Source organism: Streptomyces sp. ISL-12 (assembly GCF_018614415.1).
In the GTDB taxonomy this organism is placed as follows: Bacteria; Actinomycetota; Actinomycetes; order Streptomycetales; family Streptomycetaceae; genus Streptomyces.
The window spans coordinates 76,787-87,942 of the sequence record NZ_JAGGOO010000023.1; the positions used below are offsets into that span (position 1 = coordinate 76,787).

The window sequence follows — 11,156 nt, forward strand, 5'->3', positions numbered from 1 at the left end:
GTTCGCCCCCTCGTGCACACCGGCACCGACCCGGCCGGGACGGGAACCCGGGCCCGGGTCCGACCGTCCAATGCCCGCGTTGCCGGACGAGTCTCCGTGGTGCGGTGTCGGCCCTCGCTGCTGGCTGCGATCGCTGACCAACCCTCTCCGCCGCACCCCGGCCGGCACCGCACCGCCGCCGGCGCCCTCCCTCCCTGCGCCGGCGGCGGCCCCGCCCCGCCGCGTCTGTGCGCTCCCTTGACCGGCGGAAACTTCCCGGATATTGCTGACTTCCCGGAAGTTTCCGTCAGCCGTCCCCGGTCCGCAAAGGAGCGCACGTGCCCGACAGCAGCACGGAAAGCGCCGCACAGTCCGCCGCACAGCCCTCCAGACGTACCCTCCTCGCCGCCGGCGCCGGCGTCACCGCGGCCCTCGCCGCCGCCGGCACCGCGTCCGCGCGGACCGCCGTACCGGACGGCGACGGGCTCCGTGCCCTCGTCGCCCGGATGTCCCTGGAGGAGAAGGTCGGCCAGCTCTTCGTCAGCCGGGTCTACGGCCACTCCGCCACCGCCCCCGACCAGGCCGACATCGACGCCAACCTGAAGGAACTCGGCGTCCGCACCGCCGCCGAACTGGTCGCCAAGTACCGGGTCGGCGGCGTCCTCTACTTCACCTGGGCGCACAACACCCGCGACCCGCACCAGATCGCCGCGCTGTCCGACGGCATCCAGCGGGCCTCCCTGGAGCTGGAGCGCGGGCTGCCCGTGCTCGTCTCCACCGACCAGGAGCACGGCGCGGTGGCCCGGGTGGGCGCGCCGGCCACGCTGTTCCCGGGGGCGATGGCGATCGGGGCCGGCGGTTCACGGTCCGACGCCCGTGCCCTCGGCCGGATCGCCGGCGCCGAGCTGCGCGCGATGGGCATCCGGCAGGACTACGCGCCCGTCGCCGACGTCAACGTCGACCCGGCCAACCCGGTGATCGGCGTCCGCTCCTTCGGTTCCGGACCGGAGGCGGTGGCCCGCCTCGTCGCCGCCGAGGTCGCCGGGTACCAGGGGTCGGGCGTCGCCGCCTGCGCCAAGCACTTCCCCGGACACGGGGACACCTCCGTCGACAGCCACACCGGCTTCCCGGTCATCACGCACAGCCGCGAGGAGTGGGAGAAGCTGGACGCGCCGCCGTTCCAGGCCGCGATCGAGGCCGGCATCGACGCGATCATGACCGCTCACCTCATGGTCCCGGCGCTCGACGACTCCGGTGACCCGGCCACCCTCTCCCGCCCGATCCTCACCGGCCTGCTCCGCGACGAACTGGGCTACGACGGGGTCGTCGTCACCGACTCCCTCGCCATGGAGGGCGTACGGACCAAGTACGGCGACGCGCGGGTGCCGGTGCTGGCGCTGAAGGCGGGCGTCGACCAGCTCCTCAACCCGCCCGACCTGGACCTGGCCTGGAACGCGGTGCTGACCGCCGTACGGGAGGGGGAACTCACCGAGGCGCGGCTCGAAGAATCGGTCCTGCGCGTGCTGCGGCTGAAGCGGAAGCTGGGGCTGTTCCGGGACCCGTACACCTCGCGGCGGGAGGTGGACCGTACGGTCGGGGTCCGCGCGCACCTCGCGGCGGCCGACCGGATCGCCGAGCGGACGACCACCCTGCTGGTCAACGAGGGGGAGCTGCTGCCGCTGGAGCGGCGCCGCACCCCGAGGCTCCTGGTCGTCGGCGCGGACCCCGCCTCCCCCACGGGTACGACCGGCCCGCCGACCGGCGTGCTCGCGGACGCGCTCACCGGACTGGGCTTCACGGCCACCGCCCTGTCCACCGGCACCTCCCCGTCCGCGGCCGTCGTCGAGCGGGCGGTCACGGCGGCCGGGGACGCCGACGCGGTCGTCGCCGTCACCTACAACGTCACCGCGGGCAGCCGGCAGGCGGTCCTGGTACGGGAGTTGGCGGCGGCCGGGAAGCCGGTGGCGGTGGTCGCCGTCCGCAACCCGTACGACGTCGCCCATCTCCCCGGCGCGGCGGCCGTGCTGGCCGCCTACGGCTGGACCGACGTCGAGGTGCGCGCGGCGGCCCGGGTCCTCGCCGGGCGGGTACGGCCCCGGGGCAGGCTGCCGGTGCCGGTGCCGCGGGCGGACGACCCGACGGCGGTGCTCCTGCCGGCCGGGCACGGGCTGTCGTACCGGGCGTAGCGCGCGCTGTCGTACCGGGCGTAGCGCGCGTACGACACGCGCCGGTCGCGGGCCCCGCACGCGGCGCAATACACCCCCGCGCGTCTGGCGTGCGCCCGCCGCGGCAGGTCACGCTGGACGGTGGTCCCGGAGAACGCGGGGCCGTACGGGGGGAATGCGGGGGCGGCGATGCGTCGGAGTGGGTCCGCGGGGGCGCCGGTGGCGCTCTCCGCGCTGTGCGCCGTGCTGCTGAGCACCGTGCTGCTGAGCGCCTGCCAGAGCACGCCCGGCGCGACGACCGCGGCGGACGGACGGCTGGGCGGCGGCACGGCGGGGGCCGCGCCGACGGTCCGGCCGTCCGGGTACGGGGCGGTGTTCCTCGCGGTCGACGAGTGCAGCTCGTTCGGCACGACCAGCTTCACCGAGGTGGCGTGCGCCAGTGAGCGGGCGGCGGCGCGGGTCGTGGCCCGGCACGACGGCCGGGAGGAGGGCGGTCCGCCGTGCCCGGCGACCACCGACTTCGTGCTGCACATCAGCGAGCAGCGGCCCTCCTCCGACGAGGACAGCGACGGGGCGGTGCCCCGGGGCTACGCCTGCATGCGCAACCTCCAGCCGCCGCACCCCGGCGATCCCGGCGGCGGGGGCGGCCCGCGCACCATCGTCGGGGACTGCGTGTACGAGGCCGGCGGCGACGAGGTCCGGGAGACGGCCTGCGCCGGCACGGGCGAGCGGGCCCCGCAGTACAAGGTGGTCGACGCGGTGACCGACCGGGCCCGCTGCCCCGCCGCGACGGCACTGTACGTCCGTCTCGGCGGGGAGCGTCCGGTGGGCTGCGCCCGGCCGGTGTGAGCCTTACCGCCTCACCGCATCACCGCCTCACCGTGTCACGGGCGCAGTGCGGGCTCGCGTTCGACGTCCCGGCGGTCGAGGCGGGCGTCGAACTTCGCCAGCGGCTTCGCCACCGACGGGTCGGCCCGCACGGACGCCGGGGCGACACCGGCCCAGTCGAGGATGCGGGCCGTGGCCGCCGCCTTCTCCTCGGCGACGAGTCCGGCGACGTTGGCGCCGTGGTTCATGCCGGGGGCGGTGTAGACGTACGAGTCACGCGCGCCGCGGCCCAGCCGGAACGGCTCGGCGCCCCACGGGTCGTTCTCGCCGTACACGAACAGCATCTGGTCGGCGTTGCGCTTCACCCACGCGTCCACGTCGTCCATCACGAACGGCTGGAACCGCATCGGGATGTCCCGGGGCACGAAGTTGCGCGGCGGCTGGTAGCCGTAGCGGATGTACTTCTTCTCGATGTGCGGGAAGTGGATGGTGGGCGCGCCGAGCTGGGTGCCCGCCTGGTAGTAGTACGGCGTGTACGGGGCCAGGCCCTGGTCGGTGTAGAAGGAGAAGCCGGAGATCGTGTCGACGGAGGTCCAGATCTCGTCGTCGGTGGCGTTCTTGGCGTCCGCCGGGATGTCGGCGCAGTCGGCGAGGGTGCTGTACTGCCAGAACCCCCAGACGTAGTCCAGGACGACCGCCTCGTAGGCCCGGTCCAGGCCGCCGATGGTGTCGAAGGTGTAGCCGTTCTCGGCGGCGTACGCCTCGTACTTCTCCTCCAGCGGGGCCCGGCGCACCAGTGCCTCGCGCTGTACGCCGTTCAGCCGGGCCCGGCACTCCGCCGTGCCGACCGTCTCGAAGAACCGGTCGTACGCCGAGTCCTCGCCGTTCACCACGTCGTTGGGGGCGACGTAGGCGACGACGCCGTCCATGTCACGCGGGTAGAAGCGCTCGTAGTAGGTGGCGGTCATGCCGCCCTTGGAGCCGCCCGTGGAGATCCAGTTCTGGGAGTAGATCTTCTTCAGGGCCTTGAAGACGCGGTGCTGGTCGCCGGCGGCCTGCCAGATGTCCAGCTTGGACCAGTCGGCCGGCTCGGGCCGGGACGGGGTGAAGTAGCGGTACTCCATGGAGACCTGGTTGCCGTCCACGATCTGGGTCGGCTCGCGGCGGCTGGGCGTGGTGGAGACGCTGTAGCCGCCGGTGTAGAAGACCGTCGGACGGGCGGTGTCCTTGTGCAGCACGGTGATCCGCTGCTGGAAGGTGCCCTTGGACGGGTGCCGGTGGTCGACCGGCTGGGTGTAGTTCAGGACGAAGAAGCGGTAGCCGGGGTACGGCTTCTCCTCGATCAGGCTCATCCCCGGTACGGACAGGAGTCTGTCCTTGATGTCGGCGGAGACCGTGGCTTCCGGCGATGGGGGTCCCCCCGCGCGAGCGAAGTCGAGCGTGGGGGAGGCGGTGGCCGCCTGGGCCGTACTGACGGTGCCTATGAGCACCGCCAGCGCCAGCAGCCATCTGAGCGCCTTGCGCATGCACCCTCCCCTGGGTAACTGACGTCCGCCGGAAGCTAGCAGAAGCCTGTGTCTCAGCACAGGATCCAGCCCGAGCTGACCGACTTGGACCCCACCTTGCCCTTCACCCACACACAGCGCTGCCCGGCGTACACCGTCACGGGCCCGGCCCGGTAGGCGTACCGCCCCTCGTCGACGACCGGCCGGCCGCCGCGCGCCCGCAGACTCACCGACATCGCGCGCTTGGTGCCGGGTTTCTTCGGGAGGGTGACGGCGCAGACGTATCCGTCGCGTTTGTAGACGACGGCGGAGCCGGTGGCGAACGGGAGCGTGCGGACCTTGCGGCCCGGGCAGGGGGCCGCCGCCTGGGCCTCCTGCGGTGCGGCGACGGTGAGCAGTCCGGCCGCGGTCAGTACCGCCGTGCCGAGCGCCAGCCGCCTGCGTATACCAGGGCCCTTGCCCATGGCCGTCCCCTCTGTACGACTCCGTATGACCCTCACTGACGTACGGCTGTACGACGTTCAGGCGACCCCGACCGGTTCCTCCGGCTCGGCGGCGCCGACGAAGGCCCGCCACAGCCGGGCGTACCGTCCGCCGCGGGCGAGGAGTTCCTCGTGGGTGCCGTCCTCGGCGACCTGGCCGCCGTCCATCACCACGACCCGGTCGGCGCGGGCGGCCGTGGTCAGCCGGTGCGCGACGACGAGGGTCGTGCGCCGTCCGGCGATCCGGTCGGCGGCCTGGTCGACCTGGGCTTCGGTGGCCAGGTCGAGGGCGGCGGTCGCCTCGTCGAGGAGCAGGATGTCGGGGTCGACGAGCTCGGCGCGGGCCAGCGCGATCAGCTGGCGCTGCCCGGCGGAGAGGTTGCGTCCGCGTTCGGCGACCTCGTGGAGGTAGCCGCCGTCGAGGGTGGCGATCATCTCGTGGGCGCCGACCGCGCGGGCCGCCGCCTCCACCTCGGCGTCGGTGGCGTCGGGGCGGCCGTAGGCGATGGCGTCCCGGACGGTGCCCGGGAAGAGGTACGCCTCCTGCGGGACGACGCCGAGGCGGTGCCGGTAGGCGGCCAGGTCGAGGGCGCGCAGGTCCTGCCCGTCGACGGTGACCCGGCCGCCGGTCGGGTCGTAGAACCGGGCGACCAGCTTGACCAGCGTCGACTTGCCGGCGCCGGTCTCGCCGACGAAGGCGACGGTCTGCCCGGCCGGGATGCGCAGGTCCACGCCACTGATGGCCTCTTCCTCCGCCCCGTACGCGAAGCGCACCCCCTCGAAGGCGATCTCGCCCCGCAGGGACGGCACGTCGAGGGGCTTTTCGGCGGCCTTCGTCGAGGTCGGGACGCGCAGCAGTTCCTGGATGCGGCCCAGCGAGACGGACGCCTGCTGGTAGCCGTCGAAGACCTGGGAGAGCTGCTGCACGGGGGCGAAGAACAGGTCGATGTAGAGCAGGTACGCCACCAGCGCGCCGGTGGTCAGCCCCGCGTCGTCGATCCGCCCGCCGCCGACGACGAGCACGGCCGCCGCGGCGGCCGACGCCAGCAGCTGGACGAACGGGAAGTAGACGGAGATCAGCAACTGCCCCCGCACCCGTGCCTCCCGATAGCTGCGGCTGCGCTCGGCGAACCGCCGCCCGCCGTCCCGCTCCCGCCCGAAGGCCTGCACGATCCGCAGCCCCGCCACCGTCTCCTGGAGATCGGCGTTGACCGCGGAGACCCGCTCGCGGGCCAGCTCGTACGCCTTCACACTCGCCCGGCGGAAGAAGAACGTGCCGACGACCAGCAGCGGCAGGGTCGCGAAGACGACCAGGGCGAGCTGGAGGTCGAGGGCCAGCAGCACGACCATGATGCCGAAGAACGTGACCACCGACACGAACGCCGTGACCAGCCCCGTCTGCAGGAACGTCGACAGCGCGTCCACGTCCGTCGTCATCCGGGTCATGATCCGCCCGGTCAGCTCCCGCTCGTAGTAGTCGAGGCCGAGGCGCTGGAGCTGGGCGAAGATCTTCAGACGCAGCGCGTACAGGATCCGCTCCCCCGTCCGTCCGGTCATCCGGATCTCACCGCTCTGCGCGCACCACTGCGCCAGCACGGCGAGCAGCCCGAGCAGCGAGGCGGCCCAGACCGCGCCGAGGGCGAGCCGGGAGACACCGTCGTCGATACCGTGCCGGATGAGGACCGGCAGCAGCAGGCCCATGCCGGCGTCGACGGCGACCAGGGCGAGGCTGGCGAGGAGGGGGCGGCCGAAGCCGCGCAGCAGGCGGCGCAGCCCGTAGGACTCCTCGGGCCGGACCGCCTGCTCCTCGTCGATGTCCGGGGTGCCGGTGGCGGGCGGGAGCGCCTCGACCTGGGCGAGCAGTTCGGGGGTGGCCGGGGTGCCCGCGAGGGCGGCGTCGCGCGGCTCGCGTTCCCCGGTCCACAGGCGCGGGGTGATGCCGCGTTCGGCGTCGAACTCGGCGTCCAGTTCATCGCGTACCGAGGTGTCCTCGACCGGTCCGGCGGAGCGGACGGTGTGGCCGGGCGAGACGGCGCCCAGCTCGTCGGGGTCGGTCAGCAGCCGCCGGTAGAGGGCGCAGCGCTCCTGGAGTTCCTCGTGGGTGCCGATGTCGGCGAGGCGGCCGGCGTCGAGGACGGCGATGCGGTGGGCGAGGTTCAGGGTGGAGCGGCGGTGCGCGATCAGCAGCGTGGTCCGGCCGCGCATGGCCTCCCGCAGCGCCTCGTGGATCTCGTGTTCCACGCGGGCGTCGACGGCGGAGGTGGCGTCGTCCAGGACGAGCAGCCGGGGGTCGGTGAGCAGCGCGCGGGCGAGCGCGACGCGCTGGCGCTGGCCGCCGGAGAGGGTCAGGCCGTGTTCGCCGACGGTGGTGTCGTAGCCGTCGGGCAGCTCCCGGATGAACCCGTCGGCCTGCGCGGCGCGGGCCGCGGCCTCGACCTCCTCGTCGCTCGCGTCGGGGCGGCCGTAGGCGATGTTGGCGCGGACGGTGTCGGAGAAGAGGAACGAGTCCTCCGGGACCGGCGCGATCGCGGCCCGCAGCGACCGCAGGGTCAGCTCGCGCACGTCGTGCCCGCCGACGAGGACGGCGCCGCGGGTCACGTCGTAGAAGCGCGGCAGGAGGAGGGAGACGGTGGACTTGCCGGAGCCGGAGGCGCCGACGACGGCGAGGGTCTCGCCGGCCCGGATCTCGAAGGAGAGCCCGTCGAGCACGGGGCTGTGTTTGCCGGAGGCGGTGTCGTACCCGAACGACACGTCGTCGAACTCGACGGTCGCCGGCGCGTCGGCCGGCAGCTCCAGGCCGCCGTCCTGGATCACCGGCTCGGTGTCGATCAGCTCCAGGACGCGTTCGGTGCCGGCGCGGGCCTGCTGGGCGACGGTGAGGACCATCGCGAGCATCCGCACCGGGCCGACGAGCTGGGCGAGGTAGGTGGAGAAAGCGACGAAGGTGCCCAGCGTGATGTGCCCGTGCACGGCCAGCCAGCCGCCGAGGGCCAGCATGGCGACCTGGCCGAGGGCGGGGACCGCCTGCAGGGCCGGGGTGTAAGCGGCGTTCAGCCGGATGGTCCGCAGCCGCGCCGCGAACAGCTTCCGCCCGATCTGCCGCAGCTTCCCGGTCTCCTGCTCCTCCTGCCCGAACCCCTTCACCACGCGTACGCCGCTGACGGCGCCGTCGACCACACCCGCGACGGCCGCCGCCTGGGCCTGTGCGTACCAGGTGGCCGGGTGCAGCCGGGAGCGGCTGCGGCGGGCGATGAACCACAGCGCCGGCGCGACAGCGAGCGCGACCAGGGTGAGCGGCGGCGACAGCCACGCCATGATCACCAGGGAGATCAGGAACAGCAGCACGTTCCCGATGGTCATCGGCAGCATGAACAGCAGACTCTGGATCAGCTGGAGGTCACTGGTCGCCCGCCCGACCACCTGCCCGGTGGACAGCTCGTCCTGCCGCCGCCCGTCCAGCCGGGTGATGGCGTCGTACATGTCCGTCCGCAGGTCGTGCTGGACGTCCAGGGCGAGCCGCCCGCCGTAGTAGCGCCGCAGGAAGGTCAGCCCGTAGACGACGACCGCCGCGCCGACCAGCAGCCCGGCCCAGGTGGCCATGGATCTGCTCTTGTCCCCGATGACGTCATCGATGATCACCTTGGTGATCAGCGGGACCAGCGCCATGACGGCCATGCCGCCCAGCGAGGCGCCTAGGGCCAGCACGACGTCCTTGGGGTAGCGCCAGGCATAGCCCGCCAGTCGTCGTGCCCATCCCCGTCGCGCGTCCACGCCGTGCCTTCCGGTTGTCCTGATCTGCCGGAAGGCACCAACGCGGACCGGGCGGGATTTCATCCCGCCGTAACAATTCGTGCCGGTCAGACCCGCACGCGGAAGCGGTAGAAGCGGGTGGTCTGGGTGGCGTTCTGGTTGTCGTCGCTGACCAGGAGCACGTCGAGACGGCCCTTGGTGCGGCCGGTGACCGCCATGCCCTCGATGTTGTCGAGGAGCGGGTTGGGCTGGGGCTGCTTGGCGGTGGCGCCGAGGGAGGGGCAGGCGGCGATGTCGGTGAGCAGGGTCTTCTTCACCGTCCGCAGGCCGCGCTGCCCGGCGGTCAGCGTCTCGGTCCCGCTGACGTCCGTGGCGCGGCGCGCGTCCGCCAGGTACAGGCGGACGGTGTTGCCGACCCCGGAGGTGAACCCGCGCTCCAGCACCAGCAGCCGCCCGTCCGGCGTCGCGGTGACCTCGGGCACACCGAGACCGGCGTCGACCTGGTAGGCGTACTGCGCGCCCAGCCGGAAACCGCCGCCCTTCTTCCGCTGCCAGGTCTGGACCCGGACGAGGCTCGTGTCGTCACCGGAGAGGGCGTACTCCATCGACGCGACCAGGGTCCGGCCGTCGGGCAGCAGGGTGAGCGCCTCGAACGTCCCGTTGGACTGTCCCCGCCCCGCCGGCGTCGCGCGCAGCGCGTCCGGCACGGGGAGGGTGTCGAGGATCTCGCCGGTACGGGAGTAGCGGCGGACCGACGGCTCCGTCTCGGAGGAGACGAGATACGTGCCGTCCTTGTCGACGACGAGTCCCTCACTGTCCAGCGCGGCACCGCTCTCGTCCGCGAGCGCGACGACGGACTTCGGCCGGAGGGTGTCCTCGTCCAGCCGGAAGAGGAAGGAACGGTCGGACAGCGCGGCGATCGTGCCGTGGCGGTCGGTGGCCAGCGCGGAGAAGTTGCCGACGTAGGTGCCCTCGTAGGTCGTCTTGTCGTGGGCGTCGGAGAAGCCTTCGATGGCCACGGAGGACGAGCAGGCGTTCCGCGCCGCGACGCCGGACGCCGCGGGCGCCGCCGCGGGTGATGCGGCGGCGGGTCCGGCGGCCGTGAGGCAGGTGGCGGCGGCCAGGCCGGCGGTGACGGTGGCGAGCGCGGTGCGCAGAGTCTTCGAGTGCATGGCGGCACGGTACGGCGATCGGGTGACGTCGGGTGGGCGCGAAAAGAAACTTGCGGGCCGTTGTCGATCCGGTGCGCCGCCGTTCGACGTACGGGTGGTGGCACCAGGGGCGCGCACGGGCGCGGAACCGGAGGAGAACAGATGAGCCAGCTGCTCAGAGTCATGAACTTCAACGTCTCGGCCGACGGGCTCGCCGCCGGGGAACGGCAGAGCCTGGAGAACCCGTTCGGGCTGCCCGGGGCCGAGCGGCTGTTCTCCTGGGCCGGTGCCACGGCGAGCTGGCCGATGCGTACCGATCCCGGGGGCAGCCGCGGCCTGGACGACTACTTCACCCGGGACTTCGCGCGGAACATCGGCGCCGAGATCATGGGCCGCAACAAGTTCGGCCCCCAGCGCGGGCCGTGGACCGACCTGGACTGGCAGGGCTGGTGGGGCGACGAGCCGCCGTTCCACACCCCGGTGTTCGTCCTCACCCACCACGAACGCCCCTCGATCACCCTCTCCGACACCACGTTCCACTTCGTGGCCGGCGACCCGGCCGCGATCCTGGAACGGGCACGGGAGGCCGCGCGGGGCCAGGACGTCCGGCTCGGCGGCGGGGTCACCACCGTGCGGGAGTTCCTCGCCGCCGGCCTGGTCGACACGCTGCACGTGGCCGTCTCACCGGTGGAACTCGGCTCCGGCCTGCGCCTGTGGGACTCCCCCGAGGACCTGCTCGACCGGTACCACCTGGAGGTGGTGCCGAGTCCGAGCGGTGTGACGCACCACCTGTTCTGGCGGAGGTGAGGTCAGCGGGCCGCTCCGTGCCGGTGCTCCGCGATGCGGTGTACGTCGGTCAGCGCGTCGTACATGCACGTCAGCAGGTAGCGGAGCTGGTCGCTGGTCGCGCTGTCGTCGTCCAGGATGTCGGCGGCGTGGTCGAGCAACCGCCCCGCCATCTCCAGTTGCTGCGCGTCGACGGCGTCGACGAGCCGGGACAGGGGCCCGGTCCCGTCGGTCAGCAGGTAGGCGGGCTTGCCGTCGGGGCCGGTCCAGGGCAGGCGGCGGGGCGTACCGAGGCTGTCGGTCATCGGACCGCCTCCAGGGCCTTCAGGTAGGGGCGGACCAGGGCGTTGTCCTCGCCGCGCAGGAGCGGTTCCGCGGGGCGGGGTCGGGGTGGGGTGGGGGCGGGGGCGTACGTCGCGGGTGCGGGGCGCCGTCGGCGGCGGCGCCGTCCGGTGGCGGGGAGGAGGAGGTCGAGCAGCAGAAGCAGGGGCAGCCAGGCCCGGCGGGCGG

The 11,156-nt window shown here is 73.3% G+C and carries 8 protein-coding genes and 1 pseudogene; 3 read left to right on the forward strand and 6 right to left on the reverse strand.

Going from position 1 to position 11,156, the window contains the following annotated elements; all coding sequences use genetic code 11:
- Positions 1–317 precede the first annotated feature (317 nt).
- Both J7I94_RS07010 and J7I94_RS07015 read left to right on the forward strand, forming a co-directional pair.
- A complete protein-coding gene (locus J7I94_RS07010) occupies positions 318–2,165 on the forward strand; it encodes a glycoside hydrolase family 3 protein (protein WP_215165957.1) in 1,848 nt (615 codons plus the stop codon).
- A 168-nt stretch (positions 2,166–2,333) separates the two neighbouring features.
- Entirely contained in the window at positions 2,334–2,993 is a 660-nt protein-coding gene (locus J7I94_RS07015) for a hypothetical protein (protein WP_215165958.1), read from the forward strand.
- Between the two features lie 35 nt (positions 2,994–3,028).
- On the opposite strand, the gene J7I94_RS07020 is transcribed toward J7I94_RS07015, so the two are convergent.
- The 4 genes from J7I94_RS07020 to J7I94_RS07035 all read right to left on the reverse strand — a co-directional run bounded on the left by J7I94_RS07020 (position 3,029) and on the right by J7I94_RS07035 (position 9,881).
- The gene (locus tag J7I94_RS07020; RefSeq protein WP_215165960.1) at positions 3,029–4,498 is read right to left on the reverse strand and encodes a S28 family serine protease; all 1,470 of its coding nucleotides are present in this window, start codon (positions 4,496–4,498) and stop codon (positions 3,029–3,031) included.
- A 53-nt stretch (positions 4,499–4,551) separates the two neighbouring features.
- Positions 4,552–4,941, reverse strand: coding sequence for a hypothetical protein (locus tag J7I94_RS07025; protein WP_215165962.1), 390 nt, complete (start codon positions 4,939–4,941; stop codon positions 4,552–4,554).
- A 57-nt stretch (positions 4,942–4,998) separates the two neighbouring features.
- Positions 4,999–8,730: an ABC transporter ATP-binding protein gene (locus tag J7I94_RS07030; protein WP_215165964.1), complete on the reverse strand. Its 3,732-nt coding sequence runs from the start codon at positions 8,728–8,730 to the stop codon at positions 4,999–5,001.
- Between the two features lie 86 nt (positions 8,731–8,816).
- Positions 8,817–9,881, reverse strand: coding sequence for an esterase-like activity of phytase family protein (locus J7I94_RS07035; protein WP_215165966.1), 1,065 nt, complete (start codon positions 9,879–9,881; stop codon positions 8,817–8,819).
- 141 nt (positions 9,882–10,022) lie between these two features.
- On the opposite strand from J7I94_RS07035, the gene J7I94_RS07040 reads away from it, so the two are divergent.
- Positions 10,023–10,667, forward strand: coding sequence for a dihydrofolate reductase family protein (locus J7I94_RS07040; protein WP_215165968.1), 645 nt, complete (start codon positions 10,023–10,025; stop codon positions 10,665–10,667).
- 2 nt (positions 10,668–10,669) lie between these two features.
- Here J7I94_RS07040 and J7I94_RS07045 read toward each other — a convergent pair whose 3' ends face one another.
- On the reverse strand, positions 10,670–10,951 hold the full coding sequence (locus J7I94_RS07045; RefSeq protein ID WP_215165970.1) for a hypothetical protein: 282 nt from the start codon (positions 10,949–10,951) through the stop codon (positions 10,670–10,672).
- Positions 10,948–11,156, reverse strand: a pseudogene (locus J7I94_RS07050) (hypothetical protein); the annotation flags it as partial. The pseudogene J7I94_RS07050 and the gene J7I94_RS07045, both read right to left, overlap by 4 nt.